The organism is Gottfriedia solisilvae, from assembly GCF_002128405.1.
Taxonomy (GTDB): Bacteria; Bacillota; Bacilli; order Bacillales; family Bacillaceae_G; genus Gottfriedia; species Gottfriedia solisilvae.
The window spans coordinates 233,075-260,071 of the sequence record NZ_NETJ01000002.1 but is presented as its reverse complement, the minus strand read 5'-3'; the positions used below and the strand labels follow the sequence as shown (position 1 = coordinate 260,071).

Here is a 26,997-nt window from a genome sequence, read left to right as displayed (position 1 = left end):
TTTAAAGAAAGGGATTATAAAAACGATTGCCATCATGGAAAGTAATGAATAACGATCCGAAAAATAAAATACCAATAAAAATAAATGTAATATAATCTCTCTTTTCAAAATTTCGTTCATTATACCATGTTCGATAGTTTTTACTGCCAAACCCTCTTAATTCCATTGCAGAACTAATAACTTCTATTCGATTTAAACTAGAAAAAATTAAGGGCATTAGTATTGAAACAGAATTTACGATTCTCTTCCATAAATTTTGTTTGTTTGATAATTCCAATCCACGCGCTTGTTGTGCAAATGAAATATCTTGATAATCTCGTTGCACATCTGGAATATATCGTAATGCAATTGCAACTGAGTAAGCAATTTTGTAGTTAACCCCTATTTTATTTAACGAAGCGGCAAACTCACTCGGATTTGTTGTTACAATAAATAAGATACCAACGGGAATAACCGTGAAATATTTCAAATTAATATTAAATTGATAGAATAATTGTTCAGCAGTAATACTGATATTTCCAAAAATATGAAATAAGATATGTCTTGTCCCATAAATTTCAACCCCTTGATACGGTGCAAAAATAAAGGTCATCAAGCTATTAAATAACATAAAAAACAAAATAAAATAAAGTACAAAAGAAACCTGTTTAAACGCTATTTTGGAAACTTTAAAACATAATATACCCATTAGAAACATCGCTAATAGAATTCTAGTGTCATATGTTACCATAGCAGTCGTTGACCACAATACGAAAAAGATGAGTTTTGTTGCACCCGTTAAATCATGAATGAAGGAATCTTTGCTGATATAAGAAAGCATAGGATTGTTCATCAAGCTCGAACCCTCCGATCATATTCTATAAATTTATGTACAAACTCAACAGAATTGAATATATTTGCTTTTTTAGCTAACTGCTGTAATGATGTTTCTTTTAAATTCGCTTGTTTAATAACTTCTGAATTTGTCAAAATGTTAGCAGAAGAATCGTCTGCAATGATCCGTCCATCAGAAAATACAATCGCTCTTTTTGTATATTCAAGCATTAAGTGCATATCGTGAGTTATTAAAATAATTGTCATTCCATTATCTTGTAGTTCCTTTAAAAATTCCATCATCTCATTATAATGTTTATAGTCTTGTCCAGCTGTTGGTTCATCTAATATAAGAATTTTTGGATTCAATACAAGTACGCTTGCAATTGTTACTCTTTTCTTTTGACCAAAGCTTAAAGCAGAAATTGGCCAGTTTCTAAATTCATATAAGCCACAAACCTTTAATGTTTTCATTACTCTTTCTTTTATATCATCTTGTGAGACTCCTCTAAATTTCAAACCTAAAGCTACTTCATCAAAAATAGATGTTTGAGAAATCATTTGGTTTGGGTTTTGCAGGACAATTCCAATAAATTCTGCACGTTCTTTTATCGATAAATGCTTCATATCATTACCTTCAAAAAAGATTTCTCCGTTTGTCGGCTGGTAGAAACCACAAATTAATTTAGAAATAGTGGATTTTCCTGCTCCATTTTTTCCAACAATACTAACCATTTCACCCTTATTTATTTTAAAGGACACATTATGAATGATTTTTTCATTCTGTCTGTAACTAAAATCAATTGACTTTAGTTCTAACACAACTTCATCGTCTACTAATTTTTTTAATTTCTCTGCACGGTGAAACCATCTTGTTAATTTGTTAATATATGAATCTATTTTTATCGAATCAATATTTTTCGGTTCTGTTTCAGGGGTAATCTCACACCCTGCATATTTTAAAGCAGTGATGTATAGAGGTTCACGTATTCCTAAGTTTTCTAGTAAGTTTGCACTAAGTAATTCATTAGTACTTACATTAGCTAGGATTTCGCCTTCATTTATGACAATAATTCGATCAATATCAATTTGAAGAACTTCTTCTAAACGATGTTCAATAATAATAATTGTACTATTCGTTTTTTGATGAATATCATTGATTAATTCCATCGCAATTTTTCCAGTTGCTGGATCTAAGTTCGCGAGTGGTTCATCAAATAATAATATATTTGCTTGATCTACCATTACCCCACCAAGCGTTACTCTTTGCTTTTGTCCTCCTGACAATTGGTGAGGAGCTGAATGTAGATGACGATCAATTCCAACCATCTTCGAAATACTTTTTACCGTTTCTATCATTTCTGATTGATGTACTCCAGTATTTTCTAATTTAAATCCAATATCTTCAGCGACAGTCAATCCAATGAATTGAGCATCTGGATCTTGTAAAACGGTACCTACATGTTGAGATAACTCAAAAATTGATTGATTTCTTGTTTCTTTACCATTAATTTTTAAACTTCCACTTATTTCTCCTTCGTAAAAAGATGGAACTAGTCCATTTAAACAATGTGAAATAGTACTTTTACCCGAACCTGACGAACCAACAATTAATATTTTTTCTCCTTCGTAAATGGTTAAATTAATATCTTTCAGTGTTGGTTTGGCCTGCGCTTTGTATTGAAACGAAAAGTTACGAAACTCAATAATTGCTTTTTTCAATTTCATCTTCCTTTAATCAATAAAATTTTAAGTTGTGGTTCATTTATATGAAAATGAAAAAGGTCGGTGAGATTTCCACCGACTACATATCCTTCGTTAAGCTACCTTGTTTTGGTCTTGTTTTTGCATATACTGTTAATAGAATCGTTCCTAAAATTGCAACAGTAACAATATTTGCTACACCTGCAACAACACCTTGAACAAAGACTTTATTAACTGGTTCTGAGTAAATTAAAATATCTAATGCTGGAGCAACAACAAACCAAGCTAATGCGTTTGCAAGTACTTGAATCAAATTAAATTGAATCATACCTTTGTTACCAAATTCGCCATTTTGGATATTGATTTTTTTTGATGCAAGACCAATGATTAATCCAACAATTGCAGATGCGATTACCCAACTAAACCAAGGAGAACCATAGAAAATTGCATCCTTTAATGTGTGACCAATTAGTCCTATTAATAATCCAGCAAGCGGTCCATATAAAACAGCCATAAGTGCTAAAAATGCATATGCTGTTTCAACATTTGTATTAGGAACTCCAGTCGGTATTGAACCAAATCTTCCTAAAATAATAAACACTGCTGCTCCAATTCCGATTGCAACAATCGTTTTAATCGACAAATTGCTATTCATTTTACACTCTCCCTCTTTACTTTCTTTCTCTATTTTTTAATTTGAAACCTTGATTGAAATCGTCCAGTCAATACCTGTTGAAATACCATATTCATTCGTGAATGATCCTTGATTAACAGCAACAGCCATTTGATCGAGACTGTTAACATAAAGAATCGGTTCACCAATATTTACATCGGCAAATGACTTTCCATATTTAACTAACTTATGAAAAATGTTTTTCCCTTCATTTTCAATCGAAATTTCAACAGTATCCCCATACTTGGCCCCTAGATTAATAAACTCTGTTCTACCAATATTTGACCATATACTACCGTATCGAATATCAAGAATATCAATGGTTCCATTTATTTTATTGTTTTCTCTAGTGCATTCTTTCGTAGGTAGTTTTATGTATGAATTTGGATCAACTTCTGGTCCAATATTTTCGAAATCAATTATCCCAGAAGCTAAGCGAGCTCCTGTATAGGCAAAAATATCTCTTCCATGAAATGTATAACTCTCACTTGAATTAGGTAATCTATTGATTTCCTCATCAATTACTCTCAGTTGATTAATCCCATCATTTTTTGAAATATGCGTTAATGTTCCATTATCAGGGGTAATGATGTAATGATTTGAATTTGTTCTAGCTACAACACTTCTTCGATCTGAACCAACTCCTGGATCGACTACTGAAACAAAAACTGTTCCCTCTGGCCAATAATTCATCGTTTGAACCAGTCGATAGGATGCTTCCCATATATTGTACTGAGGAATATCATGGGTTAAGTCGTACATCTTTAAATCATGATTCACACTACAAGCAACACCATACATAGCACTAACCGCTCCGTCTAGCAAACCAAAATCAGACTGAAATACCAAAGCGTTACCCATCTATACACCCCTATTGTAAGAATATTTAAAATTAAATATAAATCCTATTAATTTACTAGTCAATATAAAAAAGTATTTATGATTACTATATATTTCATTCGCATTTTGCATTCCAAATTTTTTCTGCCACAAAATAAAAAAGATATAGTAAGTAGCTACTATATCTTTAAAATATTGTGACGTAAAAAGCTTATTTTTATTCTCAGGAACGATTGATCCTTTCCGCGTAATAATACTATTGATTATTTACTTCTCAGTTAGGCGCCCGTTTTCGATAAATATAACTCGATTGCATAAGTCTAACATTCGTTTATCATGTGTAACCATGATAGCGGCTTTATTTCGTTTTTTCACTTCATTAGCTAGCATTTCAACAACCGTTCGGCCGCGTTCAGCATCCAAACTAGCAGTTGGTTCATCTGCGAAAATAACTTCTGGATCATTCATAAACGCTCTTGCGATGGCTACTCTTTGTTTTTCCCCGCCTGATAAATTTTCTGGATAATTCATTTTCCTATTTGTTAAGCCCAACCGCTCTAACAGCTCATCGGCTTTTTGATTAGCTACTGTTGTTTGACCTCCAGTTAATTCGCTAATTAATAACAATTGATCCTTTACTGTTAAATACGGCAACAAGTTGGACATTTGAAAAATGAAACCAATCTTACTCAATCTAAATTCAGTAAGTTTAGAAGGAGGTAGCTTACTAATTTCTATATTATCTATAAATAATCTCCCACTACTAGGGGATAGTAACGCACCAGCAATCGAAAGAAATGTACTTTTCCCAGACCCAGAAGGACCTACAAGCGCTACAAGTTCACCTGATTTCACTTGAAGAGATACTTCATCAAGTACTTTAATTGAAGAGTCTCCATCTTTATAAACTTTACTAATATTCTCTAGTTCTAGTTTAATACTCATTAATTAGCCCTCCCTATCGCTTCAACCGCATCAATTTTTGTAATTCGGTATAAGGATAATAATGATCCGATAAGAGCTACAACTAGAAATAATAGTGAACAGCCTACTACTAACTGTAAGTTATAAACAAATGGCATACTATTTGGTAATATTTTTGATAATCCGTAAGTTAATAAACTACTAAGTATAAGACTCGCAACCGTCAAAACAAGAACCTGAGAAACAATATTTTTTGCTAAATAACTTGTTTTTGAACCAATTGCTTTCAATACACCAAATTGGTTGATCTTTTGAATCGTTATTACATAGAAAAATACTGCTAATACAAACGCTCCAATGATAAATAGAAAAATAATCATCATGTATAAAGAACCTTGTTCTTCCTTGTAGCCGGGAATCCCTTTTAATGCTTCATCTTTTTGAATTACTTCAATTCCAACTATTTTTTCTTCTAAATTTTTTGCATGATCCGATTTTGTATTTAATGCAATCGCATTAAAACCTTGATTAGCATTAAAAATCATCGTCCATTCGTTAAAATTCAGATGAATGACAGGTGTATGACTAAATGATTGGTTTTCTGTAAATCCAACAACCTGAAACTCTTTGCCTGAAATTTGGTCAATTATTTTATCTCCTAAACGAATTCCATCGTCTTTAAGTGAAGCATCAACGACTACTTCAGATTTTGTACCATTATTGATCATTCTACCTTCTATGACCTTTGGTTGGAGAAATTCATTTGTATCAATTGCGAAAAATGAAGCATCAATTTTTTTTGATTCCCCATCCTTCATTATTGTAGTCATTTGAATACCTAAAGGAGTTGCATTTTTTTCACTTATATATTGTTGCACTTCATTTAAATTTTCGTTATTTAATGTGGAATGACTCAAACGTTTATCAGAATCCTTTTGAAGAACGATATAATTTGCTTTCATACTTTCAATTGACGAGGCATTATCAAATGACAATCCTTTCGCCAGCCCAGTTACAAATAGAACAAGTAATGATATTAGGATCATAATGCAGCTGATTAGTAGAAAGCGAAATTTAGCATGTTTAAATTCTCTTAAAGCAAGAAACATCAACTATTCATCTCCTTTTCTAATTTCTCTCTTGAGTATAGAAATGGAAAGTGAACAGAAGGTGAACAGTTCATTACATTTGTGGAATTTTAATCAAAAACAATGATCCTTCATTCAATTTACTTTCAACATGTATTTCACCATTATGTAATTCAATAATTTGTTTCGTGATCGCTAATCCCAAACCAGTGCTTGATTCTTTACGCATTCTTGCCTTATCAGCAATATAAAATCGATTAAATATATAAGGCAAGTCATTTTCTGAAATTCCAATACCGGTATCTTTTATCTCGATCGTTACCATGTCATGTTCATTAGAGAGTCTTACCGAAATCAAACCACCTTCTTTATTAAACTTAATACTATTCATGATTAAGTTTGTCCAAGCTTGATGTAATAAGTTTTTATCTGCAAAGATATTCGTTGGAGCTAATTCCATTTCAATTGCTAGATTTTTTGTTCGCCAGCTCCACTCATTTGTTACGATTATTTGTTTGATTTGTTCGGCAACATCATATTCCGTTTTTTGTAAAATTTCTTCCTCTTTATCTAATGAGGCTAATACTAATAATTGCTTACTCAATAAAGACATGCGTTTACTTTCTTTTTCGATAATTGATGAAAATGTTTTTCTTTGCTCGTCAGTTAAATCATCTGCTTGTAATGATTGTGAAAAGCCTTGAATTGACGTTAGTGGTGATTGAAATTCATGCGAAACATTTGAAACAAACTCCTGGCGCATTTGTTCAATTTGATCTAATTTTTTTGTCATTTTTGTAAAATGATTTGCAAGTTTACCAATTTCATCTTTTCGTTTAATTTGTAATCGAATCTTATATTTACCTTCAGCGATAATTTTTGTGGCTTCTGTTAACTTCACAATTGGTTTGACAATGTAACGTGTGCTAATGAATACCATTACTATACTTAATAAAATTGTTAGACCTAGAATGATCGAAAATAAAATTCTAAGCTCCCCAAACTGAAGCTCTACATTCGGTCTTAAAAATAGTGCATAATGATTTTTTCCATGATTAATTGGAACACCAATTGTATTTATAACTGAATTATCAAAAAATCCTGTCACGAACCAATTAGTCGGATATTTAGCTATACCATGATAAACTTTCCCGTATAAGACTGATTCTATAGTGGTCCTATCCAATTGACTCTTCTTAAAAGAACCACCGTAAAAGGTCTGTTTCTCATTCTCATCTACTAATAAAACTTGATAACCTAAATCTCCTACATTCTCTAAATAATCCTGTATCGTTAAACTAGGATTCTTTTCATAAAATGATTTCACTTCATTTGCCATTCTTGTTAGCTTTTGATCGTTATAAGGCTTCAGTTTATAATGATAATAAATATTTGATATTAGAAACGATACTAAGCCACTAAAAATCATGACAAAAATAGTCGTCATCACAATCCTTACATATAATGTTTTCACTTTTTCGTGACCTCCAATTTATAACCGACGCCACGTACAGTTTTAATGGAAAAATCATCTGTTAAATTTGAAAAACGTTCTCTTAGTCTCTTAATATGAACATTTATTGTACGATCATCACCATCGAAATCGGCACCCCAAATTAAATGAATTAATTCCTCGCGTGTAAATATTCTGTCTGGATAACTTGCTAATTGTGATAATAATTCAAATTCTTTCATTGGCAGCATTAGCAGCTTACCCTTACAAGAAACTTCATAGCTTCTTCGATCAATTATCGTTTCATTTAGGGTAATTTGAGTTGCATTTACCATCGTAAAACGTCTTAGCAATGCTTTAATTCGAAACAATAATTCTTTCGGCTCAAAAGGCTTCGTTACATAATCATCCGTTCCAACTCTATACCCTTTTTCCTTATCTATTAATTGATTTTTTGCAGTAAGTAAAATAACGGGAAAATCATAATCATTTCTAATTTCCTCACAAAGCTCATATCCGTCTTTATTCGGCATCATAATATCAACAATTGCTAAATTCACTTGTTGCTCAGCAAGCAATAATGAAGCCTCTTCCCCATTTGCCGCCTCAAATGTTGCATAACCTTCAGCTTGTAGAAAATGTCTTAATAATTCTCGAATATGAGCATCATCATCAACAATTAAAATTCGAATCATAGAAACCTCCACTTTCCCTTTAAAAAATAAATCTAAATCTAATTCTTTCTGTTCGTACGATTTTCTTTTTCAATTGATCATATCATCAAAACTTAACTATGATCTGAAAAACGTTGTTAAATTAATGTTAAGAAAGCTCATAATATACTTTTTGTTTATCAATGGTATTTTATCAAAATTAAAAAGAAATTGTACCATTAGAATCAGTTGTTTTACACAATAAAAATCCTTCTTCAATTGAAGAAGGGCTTCTCAACACTTACGCAAATTACATTTTTATATCTACGATTATTACTACAAAAATAAAAAATATCGTGGATTTTCTTCATTCATTTTCAACTAAACGGACAAATGAAATCAAAAAAAGACTACCGAAGCAGTCTCAAATTTGTTTCATCATGTTCTAGTAGAGTCAGTCTATTAATCTTCTAGATCGATCATTTTTTTACTATCATCCAAATTTATTTGGAGCGATTGGCAGTTCCTTAATCAAAGAAATCTTTACTTAGGGGTAAAAAGTTGAATTAGTTCTGCACAACTAATCTTTTTAAGTAGCTCTTTATTTGCCCAGCTAACAACACGGTCTTCCCAAGCGACTAAGCATTGATTGTCTTTAGTTTCCATAACAGTACCGACAGCACCATCTAAACTAAACATCACATAATTGCCAATTGCGAACATTGCAATCACCCCAGTCTAAAGATAATTCCGTGCCCACCTTTCGGGTATTCCCATTTAATATTTTGATGAGGACATCCAATTCTACAACTTCCACATTCATGACATCCTTCATAACCTACATGCATTCGAATATTTTCCCATTTATAGACTTCAGCCGGACAGAAAATTGTACAGACCTTATCCGGACATTTTGTTAAACAAATATCCGAGTCTAGTACAGTTAAGTGCGATTTTGTATCAGCATTAAAACGAACGAGATATTGTTTTTCCTCAATTGTATGCTCTTTCTTTGTCTCACTCATTTATTTCATCACCTTCCATGCTTTATATACATCTTTCGCAAGTTTATATTTAGATTTGACACCTCCCAAATCGCTCATAATTTTCTTTTGTTTTTCCCATTTTGATTTACCGTCGACAGTGAACATTTGACTTGCTGATTTGTTAAGAAGAGGGATATATTGCTCGAAATATTGAGGGAATTTTTCAAAATGATGAGTAGCATCTTTGTATTTTTTTAAATCTTGGCCAACAAAGCTATCTAGTAATTTATTAGCATACGATTTTAAGACACTTTCGGTATATTGACCAATTTCTTTTGCTTCAATAATTGTTTCGGCTGCGAGTCTACCTGAAGTCATTGCCATATTAGAACCTTCACGGTGGATCGCATTTACTAATTGTGCTGCGTCTCCAATCACCACAACCCCATTGCCGACTAGTTTCGGAATAGATTTATAGCCACCTTCTGGAATTAAATGTGCCAAATATTCCTGTGGCTCACTTCCTTGAATATAAGGGCGGATCATCGGATGTTTTTTGACATACTCTAGCAATTCATACGGTTTTATTTTATGTTCAATCATACCCGAAAGTAATGTACCGACTCCAATGCTTAATGTATCTTTATTCGTGTATAAAAAGCCCGTTCCAACGATTCCTTTTGTCGCATCCCCAAACAACTCAATTGCACAACCTTGATTTCCTTCTAAACCGAAGCGGTCCTCAATGATTTTGCTATCGAGCTTGACTATTTCCATCGTCGCTAATGCAACCTCATCAGGTCTCCATTCCTTATGAAATCCTAGTGATTTTCCTAATAGAGAGTTTACGCCATCCGCCAACACGACCACGTCTGCATATAGATCTCCATCTGGTCGATCAGTTCTGACACCGACAACAACCCCATTTTCTACGATACATTCCAATACGACCGTTTCATTAATTAGTAATGCGCCTTGCTCAACAGCTTTTTGTGCAAACCACTGGTCAAACTTTGAACGAAGCACGGTAAAATTGTTATATGGCTCTTCAGCAAATTCCAATCCTTTATAACCAAATGTGGTTGCAGATTGTTTATCTAACATCATGACACGTTGCTCCACTATGACACGCTCGATTGGCGCTTCCTTCCAAAACTCAGGGATTACGTCCTCCATCATTTTACGGTAAAGAACGCCTCCCATTACGTTTTTAGACCCTGGATACTCTCCTCTTTCAATGAGGATTACGTTAACACCATTTTTAGCTAGCTCGTATGCACATGAGATTCCTGCTGGTCCTGCTCCAACGACAATTACATCAAATTTTTCCGGCATGGTCGTGATTTTCCTCCTTTAAAGAAAAGCTTTCTTGGAATTGTTGAATTAAGAGTGGAATGATTTCGAATGCGTCGCCTACAATGCCATAGTGACACGATTGGAAAATAGGTGCATCCGGATCTTTATTAATGGCAATGATGAGACCTGAGTTTTGCATCCCAACAATATGTTGAATTGCACCTGAGATTCCAATTGCAAAATATATTTTAGGGGTAACTGTTAATCCAGTTTGACCTACTTGATGATGGTGTTCCACCCAACCAGCTTCGACTACATCTCGACTCGCACCAACAGCTGCACCAATTGATTCTGCAAAAGTCTTAATGATTTCAAAGCCTTCTCTACTACCAAGTCCTTTTCCACCTGCAACAATTATGTCAGCTTCATCAATCCGAACTTTCTTCGTTGTCGCTCGCACAATTTCCAATACTTTCGTTCGAATATCTTCTTCCCTTAAGTCAATTTCTTCTTCAATTACAATTCCTTCAGCACCAGGATTAGGAGTTAGCGCTTTCATCACTTTCGGACGGACAGTTGCCATTTGCGGACGATACTTTTTACATAAAATCGTCGCCATGATGTTACCACCAAATGCCGGACGACTTGCTAATAATAAGCCTGTATCTTCTTCAACGTCTAAGACTGTCGTATCTGCAGTTAAACCAGTTGGTAAGTCTGTCGCAACAGCACTAGCCAAATCCTTACCTTTTGAGGTTGCACCATATAATAAGATTTCTGGCTTGTATTTGTTACTACATTCTAATACTGCTTTCATATAAGATTCCGTTCGATAATCTTTAAAAATAGGCTGATCATAAATATATACAATATCAGCACCATATTCAAAAAGTTTAGGGGCTAACGATTTCACATCATGACCAATTAAAATCCCTGCTAGTTCACAGCCGCGTTTTTCAGCTAATTGTTTACCTGCACCTAATAATTCCAATGAAACGGGTGCAATCACTTTGTCATTTTCCTCAATAAATACCCAAATACCTTTGTAATCTGAGAAATCCATTTATACCCCTCCCTTCACTTCAAATAATTCCTTCTTATCACTTAAAATCTTCATTAATTCTGCTACTTTTTCATTAGAAGTGCCTTCAAAAACTGTGCCACCTTTTGCTTTTGGTGGAGCCCAAACTTTTGATACAATCGTCGGTGAGCCTTTTAAACCTAATTGTTTTATATCCACATCTTCTAAATCTTTAACTGCCCAAATAGTTGGTTGATATTTAGCAGCTTTAATCATATTTGGCAATGAAGAGTAAGGGACATTATTGATCTCTTTTTCAACTGCAAATAAACAAGGTAATGTAGTCTTAATAACCTCATGACCGTCCTCAATTTTTCGATGAACAATCGCATAGCCATCTTCTTTATTTATCTCATGAACTTTTTTTACAGATGTTAAAGGTGGGATATCAAGTCGCCGAGCGATTCCTGGCCCAACTTGTCCAGTATCACCGTCGATTGTCATTTTTCCACAAACGATCAAATCAATTGGTTGAATTCCCCCTATTTTTTCAATCGCTTTCGTTAAGGCATAGCTTGTCGCTAACGTATCTGCTCCAGCAAATGCTCTATCTGAAATCATATATCCTTCGTCAGCACCAATTTCAATACATTTTCGAATTGCCTTTACAGCAGGAGGCGGTCCCATTGTAATAACAGACACTGTCCCACCGTATCTTTTCTTCAATCGAACCGCTTCTTCTACTGCATGTGCATCGTATGGATTCAAAATTGCAGGCGCACTTGCCCTGTCCATCGTATTGGTTTTTGGATTCATTTTAATGATTTTTGTGTCAGGTACTTGTTTAATACAAACTACAATATGTAACACCTATTTCACTCCCCTTTATCTTCCCTTCACCCTTAGCTAGTAAATGTACATGTATTCAACTATATTAATTTTTATAAGGAAATATGATAGAAGTGAGAGTTTAGTTTTAATATTTTGTTATGTTTAATAAAAAGACATTCGCAAATGTCTTTTTTTGAATCTTGTTTCTTATTAAAAGAAGAATTCGTAGATTTCCACTACAGGATGCTCGCTTTCCGTGGGGCGTGCGCTGAGCCTCCTCGGCGTTTCCGCCTGTGGGGTCTCAGCTGTCACGCTACTCCCACAGGAGTCGAGCACCTTACGTTCCAATCGTTCATGTAAAAACAGTATGTTTATAAAATACTTTTACAAACAACATTCTTTTTTTAAAAAAAGTTATATGTAAATTTAAACAATTATCTTTAACAGATCAATATAAAAGAAACACATAGATTTTCACTTCAAAATACTCACTTTCCATTGGGCTGCGATGAGGGCTTCTTAGTGCCTCCGCCTGCAGTTTCTCTTCTGTTCCACTATCCCGATAAAGGTTTACAAACATCAGTATCAATCTTTCACGTAATATCAGATGAAAGAACAACATACTTTTAATAAAAATTGAATTGCTACTATAATTATTAGCTCCAAATAAAAAGAGACATTCGCGTCATTACTCGCAAATGTCTCTTGATGAAAATCTTATTTTTTAACCGACTAGTATTTGAATTGTATTTCCTGATGGATCCTTAGTATAAGTAATTCCATTCTCTTCAAAAATTGTCGCATTGATGTTTGTTAATCTAGTAATGGCATTTGTTTTTTCTTCTTCACTTGGATATAGCAATGTGTAATGTTTTAATCCAACACTGCTTTCAAGTGGAGCAGTACCACCTGCGCTATGCCATGTGTTAAAGCCTAGATGGTGATGATAATGACCTGTTGATACAAATAATGCCTGGTTGCCGTATCTAGTGACTACATCAAAACCTAAGCCTTCGCAATAAAATCTTTCTGTGCTTTCTAAATCAGAAACTTGTAAATGAATATGTCCCATAATTGTTTCTTGCGGTAGACCTTTGAATGTTTCTTCTCCAGCTAGTGATAATAAACCCTCTACATCAAGGCGACGACTATCCATTACAACCTGTTCATTTTGCCAGTTCCAGCCCTCGTGTGGACGATCTGCATATATTTCGATTCCATTCATATCAGGATCAGCTAGATATAATGCTTCACTCACTAAATGATCAGAACCACCTTGTAGTGGATTTCTAGTTTCTATAAAATGCTTTAACACAATACCTAAATCTTTTCGAGTTGGTAAAAGTAAAGCAAGGTGATATAAACCTGTATTTCTATCATTTCTTGGTACGCTATGATCAATTTGTTCTAGCGTAATTAATGTCTTAACCCCATCAGCAGTTAATCTAGCTTTAGTCGCTGATTGATCTAAAATTCTTAATCCAATTACTTCTTGATAAAATGTAATTGAGCGTGATAAATTAGATACTTTTAATTCTATAGTTGGTGCATAAACTTGTGGCTTCACATGGAAATTCACTTTACATTACCCCTTCTAGAAAATAATACAATTAATGTTAACACTAACAAAACAAACGGAGCCATTGCAACATTTAAGTCTTGACCTGCACTTAGATGAGTGTAGACCGCACCCGCCATAATAATGGATAATCCAGCTGATGCAAGTGTAGCTATTTTAGATTTCCAAAAGCCAACAATCAGACCAATCGCTCCAAGTATTTCAAAAGCTCCGATTAAATACATGAAACCTTTAGAGTACCCATATACTTCTTTAAAATCATGTAACATCTGGGTATTACCACTTAACTTAATAGCTCCAGACATTAAAAACGCAATAACTAATACTACTTGTAAGATACGAGTTAACCACTTCATCTCATTCTCTCCCTTTTGTATATATTTATAAATGGTAACTTTAAGTTTTTTATTCTGAACTCAATTTAAGAACAGTTTGATGCATAAATGAACCAAAACTGATTGCCTGCATAATTCTGCAACTAATGTAATTGAGCATAGTAACAAAAAATACCCTTAAGTTTAATTCTAGTTCTTAAGTTCAGTCATCCACTAAGTGTGCTCAACTTAAGAACAGTATATCTGATAACTGTTCTCGTTACAAGTACAATTTTACATTTAGTTTAATATTTATTCTTCGATAACTGTATAACCTCTTTTATATTGTTGATGTTCATCCACTTCAAGTTCCTAAATAAAAAAATACCGCACATATATTTGTACGATATTTTTATATTGATTCTAAACTTTTATGATTAGCTCGTTTTACAAAGTCTGCTAAAGTGTAATTACATAAGAAACTAAGCATATGATCCTCTGCCTCAATAGCAAAATCAGAAAAAACATTATTCATTACTCGTCCACTTGAACAATCTGAAGTTGATTCGATTAACGCTGTCGATAATGGTTCAGTCATTTGCAATGCGAGATACACTTCTTTAAGAGTGATATCCTCCGGTGCTCTCGCAAGGAGATATCCACCATCTCTACCTTCTCTAGCTTCTACTATTTTATCTTTTACTAAAGGTGCCATAATTCTTCTCATAAATGAAACACCAGAACGAATATGTTTAGCAATTGCTTTACTTGGAGTGACACCATCAGTTGTAGCTAGTAATACCAATGCTTGTATCGCAAATCCGAACCATTTCGGAGTAACTGAATTTTTACAATTTGACAATTTAATCACCTACCAGTGACATTATTATCTCTTGTTTCATAATGCCTTGCAAGTAAATAGTCGATTTCGGTAAATTTTATATTAAAAATAACTTTGTTACTGTTTAAAAGGGCTTAAAAAATAAAGCTCTGTTAAAAAAGAATGTTGATTTCCATTCCAGGTACTTCGCTTTCCATGGGGCGTGACTTGAGCCTCCTCGGCAAGCCTCCGGGGTCTCAAGTTTCCCGCATCTCCCATAGGAGTCTTCGCACCTTCCATTCCAATTAATCTCGAACCGGCTTTTCTCTTTTCATACTCTTAATGTATTTAGCTAAAATCAACAATTAATATTAACAGAGCCAAAAATAAAAAAGATGGAGAATTTTCTCCATCTTTTTCTATTTATCGAGCATATCCGCCTAAGCTTTGCTCAGCCATTTGAACTAAACGCTTTGTAATCTCTCCACCAACTGATCCATTAGCACGAGATGTTGTATCCGGACCTAATTGCACTCCAAATTCAGAAGCTATTTCGTACTTCATTTGATCAATTGCTGATGAAGCGTTTGGTGAAACATATTGATTTGATGATCTTCTGTTTGCCATGTTGTCGACTCCTTTGTTTTTTGGATGCTCTGATGTTTCATCAGATTAAAGATAGTATGATTCAGTTAAATTATTCTATACATATATTTACAAATTTTTTTTCTTTTTCCAATTTTACTTTTTGTTGCCAATCATAAATTAGGAAAACATGATTACATAAAAATTTATGTAGGTTCAAAAACTTGTACATTCTAAGATTATTCACTATAATTCCTGTATACTGTATAAAATAATAGCACAGTTTAAACAAAATAAAACATATATCCATGTAAATAAATACCAATGTACACGATAAGTTTGTACGAAGGAGGAGAATAGAATGGCAACAAATAGATTTCAAGATAAATTAGCAAAACAATTACACGAAATCCCTTTATCAGTGTTAGATTTAGCACCAGTTGTGGAGGGCAGCACCCCAGCTGATGCATTTAAAAATAGTCTTGATTTAGCAAGACATGCCGAAAAATTAGGATATCTTCGTTATTGGTTTGCAGAGCACCATAACATGCCTGCAGTCGCAAGCTCTGCTACTTCTGTTGTAATCGGTCATATTGCAAGTGGGACATCCACTATTCGTGTTGGCTCAGGTGGGATCATGTTACCAAATCATCCACCATTAGTAATTGCAGAACAATTTGGTACACTTGAATCACTTCACCCTGGTCGAATAGACCTTGGACTTGGTCGTGCACCAGGAAGTGATATGTTAACAACAAGAGCTTTAAGACGTGACTTGCGTAGCGGCGAAGATTTCCCTGCACAACTTGATGAGTTAAGAACTTATTTTGATCCGTCACTTGGAAATGGCAGTGCACATGTTCAAGCAATTCCAGGCGAGGGCTTGAATGTGCCAATTTGGTTATTAGGATCAAGTGGTTTTAGCGCACAATTAGCCGCTGAACTGGGTCTACCATTTGCATTTGCAGCTCATTTTGCGCCTGACTATACAGTTCAAGCAATGCAAATCTATCATAACTATTTCAAACCTTCGAATGTATTAGATGAACCATATGCAATGATTGGCCTAAACGTGGTTGTTGCAGATACAGACGAAGAAGCAAATAGACTATTTACAACGCAACAGCAATCCTTCTTGAACTTAGTTCGTGGTGGTAAACCTTCTTTACTGAAACCACCAGTTGATAATATGGATGATATTTGGAGTCCATTCGAAAAACAAACATTAGAAAATCAAATGAGACTGTCAGCTATTGGAAGTATTGACACAGTAAAAGATAAGCTACAAGCAGTTTTAAATATGACGAAAGCCGACGAAATAATGGTCAACGGTTCCGTATTCGACCACTCTGCTCGACTATATTCATATGAATTATTGAAAAAAGCTGCTGAAATGAAGTAATAAAGAAAACTCATCTTCTAATAAAGATGAGTTTTTTATTTACTCTATAAAGTGTAAGTACGTACTAATTATTCTTTTCATTCTCGAATGGCTTCGTTTTAGCGAAAATTACAAAACTAATCAGCAGTAATACGATATTTGCAATCAATGCATATTGATTTGGAATAAATGGCAATATAAATTGGTATTCAAATTTACGATCAATAACACCAAGAATAATCCCGCGAATAATCCCTTGTGCACCTACTACGAACAAAACAATTCCTAAAACTCTTAAAAATGTATTGATTTTGATTCACCTCTAATAAAATTGAGTAAATGAAACTACGTCATACTTAACTTATTTCAATAAAAATGGATAACTTCCTTCTTACTAAACTCAAAATCTGCTAGGTAAAACATACAAAAATGCATGTCAAAACATCAATTTATTTCAACACAGTTTTTTTCATTATCAAAAGATGAAAAAACTCATTTGTAACTTGAAGACAAATGAGTTTTATCTTTATAATACATTCTATTTTGCTAAAAGGATTTGATACACTGCCATCATATCCCGCTTATTCAACTCACGAATTCGATTGAAAATTGGAATATCTGCAACTTGCTCTGTAATTTGGCTCTCTTCAACTACATCACTAACTTTTCCAGTTAGCCACGTTTGAACTTCAATACCCTCGACAATCTGTTTTCGTCCTTCATCATTAATACCACTTGCATAACAACTTACACAAGGTACTGATAATTTATGGACACCATCATGAAGACCATCTTCTGAAATAACCTTTTTCCCTTTACAGAATGGACAAGGGTTACTTGATTTAACTTTATTAATCAATGTCACAATTTTTTTATAACCAAATGCCTCATATACATAAGTTAATTTTTTGTATTTTCCATTTGTAAAATATTGATCGATGATGTTTTCTCTCGTTTCGTAAATACCCTCAAAATCACAGATTGTAATTTGGTTTTTACTACTAATTGCTTCAATATTACCTTTAATTTGATCCCAGAAAGGTAAAGCATTTTGTAAAACTACTTCATAATGTACAAAACTTGCTTGCTCAATTTCAAACATTTTAAGCGCTACTTGTTTTTCTCTAGGCAGTAAAGAAACATCCTCTGTTAGTACGATATCGCCACCAACAATTGATTTCAATTTTTCAAGAACAGGTAAATTCCCTACTGTTTTCATCACTTGATCAATTGGTTGATTAATGATTTCACGGATGTCACTGTTCCCAAACATTAATTTTTTATGATGTTTTAAAACTGTTCCTTCACAAACTGGACAAGTAATCATCTCTTTTGATTCTTTCATTTGCTCTTTAATCATTGATTTAGAAATAAACATATAACGTCCAATGATTAAATTGAAACCTTCCCAAGTTCTAGAAGCCTTACCTGCTTTATCATAAAAAGACTTTTCCCAATAACCATATAAAAACGTATGTTTTTCAGCCTCAGTCATCTCATTGTAACTTTTACTAATATCATGACCAAGTTCATTCTTTATTTCATCAAATAGGAATTGTAATTTAGGATATTGATAATATTTTAATACTTCCATTACGTCTGGATGTAATAAACCATCCCAAAATGGCACTTTTTTGTCTTGAATCACAACATCAATATCAAATTTTTCGATAACACGACGACCAGAACAACTTGGACAATGGTTTTCTTGGTTATAGAAATCAAAGCTTTTCGTATCTTTATTCTTTGGATGAGCACTTACAATATGGTTGATTAGCCCGCCAATTTCATAAAGAAAACTAAATTGACTATATAAGTGTCTCTCAAGATCAATCGCGATTACTGGTGCGATCTTTTCTGATTCATATTCACCATAAATCAATCTAGCCATTGACGATAAACTTTTTAAGATACCACCTTTATAGATATTTTCCGCATTTTTAAAATAATCTATATGGTTTTCTTTGATGTAATATATCCCATTTTTTTGATGAATGGTTGAAGTGATTTCCAAAGGTGCATCATTATGTACAGTTTCAAAGTTACGATAATACTCCTCATGACTAAGCACATCAAGATGCTTTACTGGTTCGATCTGCCTTTTACCAAAATCTACGATGTAATCAGAGCTTTCTAACATATAAGCATTATGTTCAATCATCAGAATTGAAACAGACTCATCCTCAAGAATCACCCTAACACTATCAATGAATTGGTTTAAAATATTTTGAGACAATCCTTTAGAAGGCTCATCAAAAATAAACAAAGTATGTGGATTTCTTGTATTACCAAATAGTTCAGAAACTAAATGAACACATTGAAACTCACCAGTTGATAATGTTTGAGTTTTTCTTTCTAATGTTAAATAGCCAAGTCCAAGCTTAATTAATAAGCTTAAGCGTTTGTGCGCGATGTCTTCATTTGGCAATTCATCAATAATATCTTCAATCGAACGCTCAAAAATATCATCAATGTCATCACTATATTTTGTCAGTTTCTTTTTAATATCTAGGAAAGTCGCAACTGTAGATCGACTTGTAATTGATTGATTACGATCTTGTCCTACAATCACTAGCTTATCCTTTGGATGTCTATTCAGAAAATCCTTCGCCATACAGTCGTTAACAAGTGTAGATTTTCCACACCCAGATTCACCCGTAAAGGTTACTAATCTATTTTTTGGAATTTGAATTTCATCAATTTGAATATTTCGACAGTAAAGATCATGAAATTGATAATAATCACTTGGCTTTGCTTCATTACGTTCCCAAATAATCGGTTTTGGACGTGGTGATTCTTCAACAATTTTCCCACCATATTTACCGCTACCTGGACCAAAGAATAATTGTTCATCCGAAGCATCTAGGACTGTATCTGAATGATCAATCAGCCAAATTTGATTTTTATAACCTAATTGTTTAATTTGTTCAAGTATCTTTAAAAGTGTTTGGTGATCAAGACCAACAGAGATTTCATCAATTATAATGACAGTGTCTTCACTAGTAGCCATGAATTCAGCTAAATATAGTCTTGTTAATTCTCCACCTGATAAAGTACCCATTATGCGATTAAGTGTTAAATAACCAATATTCATATTAATAATGTTTTTAAGAATATGTTGTTTGGCTTCACTAATATTTAATTCTTCTGATAAAGAAAGAATAGATTCAATGCTTAAGTTATTAATGTCGGAAATAGTATGTAGTTTATCAAACAGTTCAATTGTATATTGTTCAACTTCTTGGCTATAGCGCTTCCCATGACATTTTGTACATTCAACATTTTTAGTCGTACCGCGGCCCTTACAAGCTGGACACCAACCTAATTCATTATTGAATGAAAAAACCTCCGGAGAAAGATGAAACTTCTCAGCAAGGCAATCACGGATTTCTTTAAATACACCAGTGTGTGTACCAATTGTTGAACGAGGATTTGATGAAATAGATGATTTTCCTAGAAAAAGGACTAGCGGCATTTCTTCCATTTTGATGGCACTGAAGTTGGTTTCCATAATATTTGAAAATAGATATTGATATTCCGCCTTAGGTAATAAAGATACAAGACGTTTCTTTGATTCTTCCCCAATAGATTGACAGAAAGTTGTTTTTCCAGATCCAGATAATCCAGCTACACCTAATGATTGATCGACTGGAAGTACTGCATCTAACTTATGTATATTGTTCGCAATTAATTGATTTATTTTCATAGTTTCATCCTCTCAGTTCTAGTTCTCTATACTTATTCTTTCCAAACTGTGTTACTTTTTAGACTTACTTACAAATCCTCCTTCCTTTATTGGTTACTATTCATTCCAAGTTAATACGAATTTTGTCGATTCATAGATTATTATACAATGACGAGTATGCAAACGTATATCATAGTAAAGTTCTATTTCTAAATAAATTGGTAATTATAATTTCAGAAAAACACTAACCGGGATAATAAAAAAAGAGCCACCTTTTTACAAGAGATCTCTCCGTTTCTAATTGAGATTTTTCATTAACTTCCGGAATGCGATTTCGAGCGCAATAAGCAAATCAATCTCCCTTGTTTGTTGGATTCTGTTACACTTAAGGATGTGTCTTATACATAAAAAAATGGAATCTTTGGAGGAGAACAGTTTTGAAAAAAATTATCTTGTTTGCTTCCGTTATTGGAATGGTTGGGACAATTTTTCTTCAATCGACCGAAGCAATAACAAAACCGGAACCACAAAAAACGATTTGTATTGATGCAGGACATCAAAAAAAGCAAAATCTTCAGACTGAACCAGTTGCACCTGGATCAAAAGTAAAAAAAGCAAAAGTGTCAGCTGGTACGCGCGGTGTTGCTACCAAAAAATATGAATATGAGTTGAATTTAGAAGTGGCACTTCAGTTACAAAAAGCACTCGAAAAAAAGAATTACAAGGTGATAATGACGCGAATGAAGCATGATGTGAACCTAAGCAATATCGACCGTGCGACAATTTGTAACAATGCAAAATCTGCTTTGTCGATTCGCATTCATGCGGATGGAAGTACGAACAAAAATACACAAGGTCTTTCTCTCTTGTACCCATCTGGTACTTCAACGAAAAGCATTAATAAAGTGAGCGAATCCATTGCGAAAACTCTATTAACGGAAAGTATCCTAACAACAAAAGCGAAAAAAGGCTATGGAGACGGACTTCTCCCTCGAAGTGATTTAACGGGTTTTAATTGGTCCAAAACTCCAGTTGTACTGATTGAAATGGGCTTTATGTCTAATTCAACAGAAGACAAACGACTATCCACCAAAAGCTACCAGCAAAGTATTGTAAACGGACTGGTCAACGGGATCGTGAAATCTGTTCAGTAAGTAGAATTTTTCATCACTGGTTATTTAGCTGAATGGCTTTATTTAAACTTCATTTAGTAAAAAAGAGGACGATCGATTTATGAAAATCCTCTTTTTGTTGTACAAGCAAATTTTAGATATTAGTAGATTTGTATTTTAAACTGTTTCATTATTATTCAATATAAATTTATTCAGATACCCATTCATATTGAATATCGGGTAAATTTTCTTCATTTTCGTTCCCTCTACCAATTACTTTAAAGCCATTCTTTTCATAAAAGCGTTGAGCCTTTTCATTTACTTCAAATGTTTTTAGTCTTAATCTCCCACTTGAATGCACTTTTACTATATCTAGTAATAATTGACCAATACCTATTCCTTGGTAATCTCTATGAATATATAATTGGCTTACTTCTCTCTCATTATAGGCAATCATCCCTACCACTTTTTCATCAATTAACGCTATATCTACTTCAAAGCTTTCGAGTAATATATGATTTAGAAAATAAACGTGGTTTTCAAAGCTATGAGTTTCTTTTTGACCAATAGCATGTTCCTTACTATCTCTCCACATTTTCACTATATGTACAGCGTAATTGTGATTATACTTTTTAACGATAATATTTTGTTGAGTCACTATACATACTCCCTCATGTTTGTATTTAACTAAAGACTATAACTACTATTACCGTTCTACTATTACCGTTTTCTAAGTTTTGAACTTGCACACATTAATAGCTATGTAAGCATATTTAAGAGCGTGGACTTTTTAGCTTATAAAATAAAATAATTAATGCAAACACAAATGTTACTGCATTAGCCGAAATTACTGCAAGATCATTAATAAATATTCCGTAAACTAACCAAAGTAAAATTCCTGCACTAAATAAAATGTACATCATTAATGAAATGCCTGATGTGTCTTTTGTTTTTATCGTTTTGATTGCTTGTGGTAAAAAGGAAGCGGTTGTTAATATCGCAGCAATGAAACCGATGATTGTAATCATTTACTATTTCACTCCTTATAAAATATTTTTGTGTCCTCCAATTAACCCGCAAAAAAATGAGACCTACACAATAAAGGTGTGCTAGTTCCATTGTTCATTCCCTTTGTATAAAACTATTTATCTATATATTATATGCTCTAGTTCATCTATCCTTCTCTTAATCACAAATATAAAAGGTTGTTGAAACAACCCTTTGACTTCAACTATTGCATGCGTTAGTTGAATAAGAAAAACTAAATTTTTATTTTGCTTATATATCTAAAAAGGTCAATAATGCTAAGGTTCTTTCTACCTTGCAATTATTTAGTAGGCGTTTGTTTTAACATTAAGTATTACATTGGTAACAGACTGTTTTTTCTTCCAGTAGGAAAGTCGTAATTTGTTGTTATTTATTAACATTTAGAATATTTACAATTTTCACACAAAAACATATGATTAGTCTTGTAATACACTACATATAACAAGGGGGTAAAAGAAATGCCGAAAAACAAAACAGGATGGAAAGTTCTTTCCAGCATGTCCGTCAGTGCCATTGTGGTGAGCGCCTTATTTAGCGGGACGTTCGTTGGGTCCCATACGGAAAAACAGGTAGCAAAAGCAGCCACTAAAGAATGGTCAACGACTGATTTAGGGGTTGCCAATGACGAAAGACTTATTGAGCTGTTAAAAAAGCAAGGGAAAATCGCAAAAGATGCAAGTCCTGCGGAAGCTGAAAAAGCGTTGAAAACTTTTTTGAAAGCGAAAAATCAAGCACCTAAAACAAAAGGGTTCGAATCCGATGTTCTAGAAGTGCCAAAAGGTAAATCGAATACAAACGCTAATGGATTGACGAACGGCAAGGGTAATAAATTGGGACAAGCAAACAAATCAACGGTTGATTCTGTTGAAAAAGAAAACTATAACGGTAGTGTCCGTAAAGATAAAGTACTCGTTTTAGCGATTGATTTCCCAGATTACGCGAAAAGCTCTATTACCAAAGAAGAAACGGATATGTTTTATGAAGATTACACGCATGAACATTTCCAAAATATGATTTTCGGGCCAAATGGCTACACAGGACCAAATGGCAAAAATATGATTTCAATGAAACAATATTATGAAGCGCAATCGGGCGGAAGCTATACCGTCGATGGAACGGTAGCAGGCTGGTATACAGCCGATCACCCAGCTGCTTACTACGGAGGAAACTATCCAGCACCAGATGGGGCTGACAGAAACGCTAGAGGTTTGGTGGTAGAAGCGTTGAAAAAAGCCGCTAAAGATCCTTCCCTCAACTTAGCCGATTACGATGCATGGGATCGTGACGATTACAACGGAAACGGCGTTTACAATGAGCCTGACGGCATCATTGACCACTTAATGGTCATTCACTCAGGAGCAGGAGAAGAAGCGGGTGGCGGAAGCTTAGGATTCGATGCAATTTGGTCTCACCGCTCGAAACTTGCTACAGGTCCAATTGCGGTTCCAGGCGGAAAATCCAATAGCAACCGCTTTGGTGGATTATTAGGGGCTTGGGATTATACAATTGAACCCGAAGACGGTGCTGCAGGTGTTTTCTCTCATGAATTTGGTCACGATTTAGGCCTTCCAGATGAATATGACACACAATACACAGGTGCTGGAGAACCAGTCGCGTATTGGTCTATCATGTCAGCAGGAAGCTGGGCAGGAGCCATTCCAGGTACAGAACCAACTGGATTTAGTCCGTATGATAAAGAAATGCTACAGAATTTACATGGTGGAAACTGGCTCAGCGGAACCACGATTCACGCAAATGATGTGACAAAAGCGGGCACAACGATTCTACTAGATGAAGGTTCCACGAAAGGAACTAACAATGACGCGGTACGCGTGAATTTACCAGAAAAAGAAAATCACGTGAACATTCCAACAAGCGGAACATACGAATATTATAGTGGTTCAGGAAATGATATGGAACATTCAATGACAGCGAATGTTAACCTGACAAATGCTACTCAACCGAAGTTAACATTCCAAGCTTGGTACGACATTGAAGAAGATTGGGATTATGCGTCTATTCAAGTGAAAGAAGAAGGGTCCAACGTTTGGACTTCCCTTTCAGGAAACATTACAAAAGACAGCAATCCGAACAACCAAAATCCTGGTCACGGGATTACAGGTACATCAAACGGATGGTTACCGGCTACATTCGATTTAAGTGCTTATGCAGGAAAACAAGTGAGCATTAAGTTTAACTACTGGACAGACCCTTACGTTGCTCAACGTGGTTTTTACGTGGACGATATTCAAATCATATCTGATGGTCAAACGATTTTATCGGATAATGCAGAAGGAAATTCAGCGTTTACGTTCCAAGGATTCGCAAAAGACAAAGGAACTTACCTCTCTACACATTACTACCTATTAGAATGGAGATCTCATAACGGGGTGGATGCGGCCTTAGGACACATCCGTCGTGGTGCAAGTCTTATGAGCTATGACCCAGGTCTAGTGGTTTGGTATGTGGATGAAAGCTTTGACAACAACTGGACAGGTGTTCACCCAGGTGATGGATTCCTAGGAGTTGTTGATGCGGATCAGCATGCAATGAGCTGGAGTGATAAAGCGGTTGCCTCTTCTCGTTACCAAGTCCATGACGCTGCATTTGGATTGAATAAAACAAATGCCATGTTCTTAGATTACAAAAACCTTTTAGGCATTACAATGAAAGACAATTTTACTGCTCGCAACCCATTGTTTGATGATAAAGCAGACTTCTCAAACCCTGGTCTAATCGATGCGGGACGAAACATTCCAACATACGGATTAAAATTCCGTGTGGTAAACGAAAGTGCGGATGGCACAGTTGGTAAAGTCCTGATATTTAAATAATTTAAAAATTAAAGCTTCCTTTAGAAACAGGTGAAGTTATAAGCAATTGCCATTTAGTGCAATTGCTTTTCTTTTTTTCTATTCCAAATCCACTTGTAATGGACTTGATTGGAGGATTTTGTTTTTGTTTACCAAAACCTCAAACCTACTCATAGTGAGCTACGTAAAAGTGTTAACCGCAAAAACTATTTCATGCGTATTATCACTCTTATGTCCTAATCCAGCATAAGACATTAGTTTCCATTATGTTGTATAAGAAAAAATAAAAAAGGAACATATTTCGATTAAGAAATACGTTCCTTTTTGTTTTTAAATCCATTCCGGAAGATTATAAAAAATTTCTCGTAGGTTTTAGAAAAAATTTCGAGAGTTTATGAAAAATCACATCTCATAAACTACATATTTAATGCTTCTTGTTTAACTCTTTGTAAAAAATCTTCTACTACTTTCATAGCACCTTTTTTATTCCCTAGTTTTAGCATTGCACGTCCAACGAAATTAACGCCTTTATTTGAACCTTCATAAATAAATTTTGTATGATTCTCATCTATTTTTTCAAGTTTAAATAGTAGATTCGTTTCAAAAGCATTTGCTAAAACAAAGCTTATTTGCTTTTTCTTACAATTTTCCGTATCTTCATAGTCTAATGTATTCACAATATAGGTTTCTACACGCTTTCCTTCTCGGTAGCTTTGTTGGTGTTTTGCACCAATTTCGTTTTCATTCTTTTCAATTAATATATGTTCTTCGACTTTAGGCATGATTTTTTGAATGTTTTTATCCAAAAATAAGCTCCATACCTTTTCAATATTTGTTTCTATCATAATATCTTCTTTCCACTGAATCACTTTGGCTCCTCCTTACCAGATGCAATAAAGTCATCAATTTCCTCTAATTGTAATGTTAAATCTTCTATTTGCAGCTGGATATTTTTTCTTTTATTATTTAACAACTCTTCTAAATTTGTAAACGATTCATCTTCCATAACAGTAACCATTTCTTGAATCGTAAACCCAAATCTACGTAATTTGCCTAAAAGTATGGCGAGAAAATAACTTCCATCATCGTAATAGCGATAATTATTTTTAGGATCAATATAAGCTGGTTCAAGCAACTTCACTTCAGCATAGTATCGCAAAGTTTCTTTACTTAGTCCTGTTATCTCTGCGAAATCACTTATTTTATACATATTTATCCTCCCACTACATCATAAACTGTGGGGTACACCACACGGTCAATATATATTTCTCTTTTTTAGTATATACCTAAGTTAGATTGATATAAAAAAGTTAATGTAACAGATTGGTGTTAAAAAAAACGCAATACAAAAAAAAAGAGAAACCATAAATGATTCCTCT

At 34.1% G+C, this 26,997-nt stretch carries 26 protein-coding genes; 3 read left to right on the top strand and 23 right to left on the bottom strand.

What is annotated here, in order from left to right:
* Nucleotide 1: 1 nt before the first annotated feature.
* The 17 genes from CAB05_RS05665 to CAB05_RS05585 form a co-directional block, all read right to left on the bottom strand.
* Nucleotides 2-832, bottom strand: coding sequence for an energy-coupling factor transporter transmembrane component T family protein (locus CAB05_RS05665; protein ID WP_087999543.1), 831 nt, complete (start codon nucleotides 830-832; stop codon nucleotides 2-4).
* A complete protein-coding gene (locus CAB05_RS05660; RefSeq protein WP_087998861.1) occupies nucleotides 832-2,535 on the bottom strand; it encodes an ABC transporter ATP-binding protein in 1,704 nt (567 codons plus the stop codon). The genes CAB05_RS05665 and CAB05_RS05660 overlap by 1 nt, the downstream gene beginning before the upstream one ends.
* Nucleotides 2,536-2,617: 82 nt before the next feature.
* Nucleotides 2,618-3,172, bottom strand: coding sequence for an ECF-type riboflavin transporter substrate-binding protein (locus CAB05_RS05655; RefSeq protein ID WP_087998860.1), 555 nt, complete (start codon nucleotides 3,170-3,172; stop codon nucleotides 2,618-2,620).
* Between the two features lie 36 nt (nucleotides 3,173-3,208).
* Nucleotides 3,209-4,051 carry an SAM hydrolase/SAM-dependent halogenase family protein gene (locus CAB05_RS05650; RefSeq protein WP_087998859.1) on the bottom strand — a complete coding sequence of 281 codons (843 nt, stop codon included), beginning with the start codon at nucleotides 4,049-4,051 and terminating at the stop codon, nucleotides 3,209-3,211.
* Nucleotides 4,052-4,297: 246 nt separating this feature from the next.
* Complete coding sequence (locus tag CAB05_RS05645) at nucleotides 4,298-4,969, bottom strand: ABC transporter ATP-binding protein (RefSeq protein WP_235821407.1); 672 nt, start codon at nucleotides 4,967-4,969, stop codon at nucleotides 4,298-4,300.
* Between the two features lie 5 nt (nucleotides 4,970-4,974).
* The gene (locus tag CAB05_RS05640; protein ID WP_087998857.1) at nucleotides 4,975-6,063 is read right to left on the bottom strand and encodes an ABC transporter permease; all 1,089 of its coding nucleotides are present in this window, start codon (nucleotides 6,061-6,063) and stop codon (nucleotides 4,975-4,977) included.
* A gap of 73 nt (nucleotides 6,064-6,136) precedes the next feature.
* Entirely contained in the window at nucleotides 6,137-7,516 is a 1,380-nt protein-coding gene (locus CAB05_RS05635; protein WP_087998856.1) for a sensor histidine kinase, read from the bottom strand.
* Nucleotides 7,513-8,190, bottom strand: a complete 678-nt coding sequence (locus CAB05_RS05630) for a response regulator transcription factor (RefSeq protein ID WP_087998855.1) — start codon at nucleotides 8,188-8,190, stop codon at nucleotides 7,513-7,515. The genes CAB05_RS05635 and CAB05_RS05630 overlap by 4 nt, the downstream gene beginning before the upstream one ends.
* A 501-nt stretch (nucleotides 8,191-8,691) precedes the next feature.
* Nucleotides 8,692-8,871, bottom strand: coding sequence for a tudor domain-containing protein (locus CAB05_RS05625; RefSeq protein WP_087998854.1), 180 nt, complete (start codon nucleotides 8,869-8,871; stop codon nucleotides 8,692-8,694).
* Nucleotides 8,872-8,876: 5 nt separating this feature from the next.
* Complete coding sequence (locus CAB05_RS05620) at nucleotides 8,877-9,173, bottom strand: ferredoxin family protein (protein ID WP_087998853.1); 297 nt, start codon at nucleotides 9,171-9,173, stop codon at nucleotides 8,877-8,879.
* Nucleotides 9,174-10,469, bottom strand: coding sequence for an FAD-dependent oxidoreductase (locus tag CAB05_RS05615; protein WP_087998852.1), 1,296 nt, complete (start codon nucleotides 10,467-10,469; stop codon nucleotides 9,174-9,176).
* Nucleotides 10,453-11,493 (bottom strand): electron transfer flavoprotein subunit alpha/FixB family protein, encoded by a 1,041-nt coding sequence (locus CAB05_RS05610; protein ID WP_087998851.1) that lies wholly within the window; start codon nucleotides 11,491-11,493, stop codon nucleotides 10,453-10,455. The genes CAB05_RS05615 and CAB05_RS05610 overlap by 17 nt, the downstream gene beginning before the upstream one ends.
* Entirely contained in the window at nucleotides 11,494-12,321 is an 828-nt protein-coding gene (locus CAB05_RS05605) for an electron transfer flavoprotein subunit beta/FixA family protein (RefSeq protein WP_087998850.1), read from the bottom strand. It abuts the gene before it with no gap.
* 685 nt (nucleotides 12,322-13,006) lie between these two features.
* Complete coding sequence (locus CAB05_RS05600) at nucleotides 13,007-13,861, bottom strand: VOC family protein (protein ID WP_087998849.1); 855 nt, start codon at nucleotides 13,859-13,861, stop codon at nucleotides 13,007-13,009.
* Nucleotides 13,858-14,217, bottom strand: a complete 360-nt coding sequence (locus CAB05_RS05595) for a DoxX family protein (RefSeq protein WP_087998848.1) — start codon at nucleotides 14,215-14,217, stop codon at nucleotides 13,858-13,860. Before CAB05_RS05595 ends, CAB05_RS05600 begins: the two co-directional genes overlap by 4 nt.
* A gap of 370 nt (nucleotides 14,218-14,587) precedes the next feature.
* On the bottom strand, nucleotides 14,588-15,037 hold the full coding sequence (locus CAB05_RS05590) for an RrF2 family transcriptional regulator (protein ID WP_158093187.1): 450 nt from the start codon (nucleotides 15,035-15,037) through the stop codon (nucleotides 14,588-14,590).
* Nucleotides 15,038-15,418: 381 nt separating this feature from the next.
* Nucleotides 15,419-15,622, bottom strand: coding sequence for an alpha/beta-type small acid-soluble spore protein (locus CAB05_RS05585; RefSeq protein WP_087998846.1), 204 nt, complete (start codon nucleotides 15,620-15,622; stop codon nucleotides 15,419-15,421).
* A 319-nt stretch (nucleotides 15,623-15,941) separates the two neighbouring features.
* Between CAB05_RS05585 and CAB05_RS05580 the strand changes: the two genes are divergently transcribed.
* Nucleotides 15,942-16,982: an LLM class flavin-dependent oxidoreductase gene (locus CAB05_RS05580; protein WP_087998845.1), complete on the top strand. Its 1,041-nt coding sequence runs from the start codon at nucleotides 15,942-15,944 to the stop codon at nucleotides 16,980-16,982.
* 64 nt (nucleotides 16,983-17,046) lie between these two features.
* Here the strand turns inward: CAB05_RS05580 and CAB05_RS05575 are convergent, their stop codons facing one another.
* Nucleotides 17,047-17,238, bottom strand: a complete 192-nt coding sequence (locus CAB05_RS05575; RefSeq protein ID WP_087998844.1) for a hypothetical protein — start codon at nucleotides 17,236-17,238, stop codon at nucleotides 17,047-17,049.
* 261 nt (nucleotides 17,239-17,499) lie between these two features.
* Nucleotides 17,500-20,667 carry an ATP-binding cassette domain-containing protein gene (locus CAB05_RS05570; RefSeq protein ID WP_087998843.1) on the bottom strand — a complete coding sequence of 1,056 codons (3,168 nt, stop codon included), beginning with the start codon at nucleotides 20,665-20,667 and terminating at the stop codon, nucleotides 17,500-17,502.
* A 431-nt stretch (nucleotides 20,668-21,098) separates the two neighbouring features.
* Between CAB05_RS05570 and CAB05_RS05565 the strand changes: the two genes are divergently transcribed.
* Nucleotides 21,099-21,800, top strand: a complete 702-nt coding sequence (locus tag CAB05_RS05565) for an N-acetylmuramoyl-L-alanine amidase (protein WP_235821378.1) — start codon at nucleotides 21,099-21,101, stop codon at nucleotides 21,798-21,800.
* Between the two features lie 166 nt (nucleotides 21,801-21,966).
* On the opposite strand, the gene CAB05_RS05560 is transcribed toward CAB05_RS05565, so the two are convergent.
* Nucleotides 21,967-22,416 (bottom strand): GNAT family N-acetyltransferase, encoded by a 450-nt coding sequence (locus CAB05_RS05560; protein ID WP_087998842.1) that lies wholly within the window; start codon nucleotides 22,414-22,416, stop codon nucleotides 21,967-21,969.
* Nucleotides 22,417-22,531: 115 nt separating this feature from the next.
* On the bottom strand, nucleotides 22,532-22,786 hold the full coding sequence (locus CAB05_RS05555) for a SemiSWEET transporter (protein ID WP_174567273.1): 255 nt from the start codon (nucleotides 22,784-22,786) through the stop codon (nucleotides 22,532-22,534).
* A 477-nt stretch (nucleotides 22,787-23,263) separates the two neighbouring features.
* Here CAB05_RS05555 and CAB05_RS05550 point away from each other — a divergent pair, with 477 nt between their 5' ends.
* Nucleotides 23,264-25,639, top strand: a complete 2,376-nt coding sequence (locus CAB05_RS05550) for an immune inhibitor A domain-containing protein (RefSeq protein ID WP_087998841.1) — start codon at nucleotides 23,264-23,266, stop codon at nucleotides 25,637-25,639.
* Nucleotides 25,640-26,034: 395 nt separating this feature from the next.
* Here the strand turns inward: CAB05_RS05550 and CAB05_RS05545 are convergent, their stop codons facing one another.
* Nucleotides 26,035-26,487 (bottom strand): hypothetical protein, encoded by a 453-nt coding sequence (locus tag CAB05_RS05545; protein WP_087998840.1) that lies wholly within the window; start codon nucleotides 26,485-26,487, stop codon nucleotides 26,035-26,037.
* Nucleotides 26,484-26,828: a MerR family transcriptional regulator gene (locus tag CAB05_RS05540; protein WP_087998839.1), complete on the bottom strand. Its 345-nt coding sequence runs from the start codon at nucleotides 26,826-26,828 to the stop codon at nucleotides 26,484-26,486. Before CAB05_RS05540 ends, CAB05_RS05545 begins: the two co-directional genes overlap by 4 nt.
* Between the last annotated feature and the right edge of the window lie 169 nt (nucleotides 26,829-26,997).

Coding starts and splice junctions, on each gene's coding strand:
- CAB05_RS05640 (WP_087998857.1), bottom strand. CDS start 6,063: ATGTTTCTTGCTTTAAGAGAATTTAAACATGCTAAATTTCGCTTTCTA.
- CAB05_RS05650 (WP_087998859.1), bottom strand. CDS start 4,051: ATGGGTAACGCTTTGGTATTTCAGTCTGATTTTGGTTTGCTAGACGGA.
- CAB05_RS05615 (WP_087998852.1), bottom strand. CDS start 10,469: ATGCCGGAAAAATTTGATGTAATTGTCGTTGGAGCAGGACCAGCAGGA.
- CAB05_RS05620 (WP_087998853.1), bottom strand. CDS start 9,173: ATGAGTGAGACAAAGAAAGAGCATACAATTGAGGAAAAACAATATCTC.
- CAB05_RS05550 (WP_087998841.1), top strand. CDS start 23,264: ATGCCGAAAAACAAAACAGGATGGAAAGTTCTTTCCAGCATGTCCGTC.
- CAB05_RS05580 (WP_087998845.1), top strand. CDS start 15,942: ATGGCAACAAATAGATTTCAAGATAAATTAGCAAAACAATTACACGAA.
- CAB05_RS05555 (WP_174567273.1), bottom strand. CDS start 22,786: ATGATTACAATCATCGGTTTCATTGCTGCGATATTAACAACCGCTTCC.
- CAB05_RS05540 (WP_087998839.1), bottom strand. CDS start 26,828: ATGTATAAAATAAGTGATTTCGCAGAGATAACAGGACTAAGTAAAGAA.
- CAB05_RS05665 (WP_087999543.1), bottom strand. CDS start 832: ATGAACAATCCTATGCTTTCTTATATCAGCAAAGATTCCTTCATTCAT.
- CAB05_RS05630 (WP_087998855.1), bottom strand. CDS start 8,190: ATGATTCGAATTTTAATTGTTGATGATGATGCTCATATTCGAGAATTA.
- CAB05_RS05570 (WP_087998843.1), bottom strand. CDS start 20,667: ATGAAAATAAATCAATTAATTGCGAACAATATACATAAGTTAGATGCA.
- CAB05_RS05655 (WP_087998860.1), bottom strand. CDS start 3,172: ATGAATAGCAATTTGTCGATTAAAACGATTGTTGCAATCGGAATTGGA.
- CAB05_RS05610 (WP_087998851.1), bottom strand. CDS start 11,493: ATGGATTTCTCAGATTACAAAGGTATTTGGGTATTTATTGAGGAAAAT.
- CAB05_RS05625 (WP_087998854.1), bottom strand. CDS start 8,871: ATGTTCGCAATTGGCAATTATGTGATGTTTAGTTTAGATGGTGCTGTC.
- CAB05_RS05595 (WP_087998848.1), bottom strand. CDS start 14,217: ATGAAGTGGTTAACTCGTATCTTACAAGTAGTATTAGTTATTGCGTTT.
- CAB05_RS05585 (WP_087998846.1), bottom strand. CDS start 15,622: ATGGCAAACAGAAGATCATCAAATCAATATGTTTCACCAAACGCTTCA.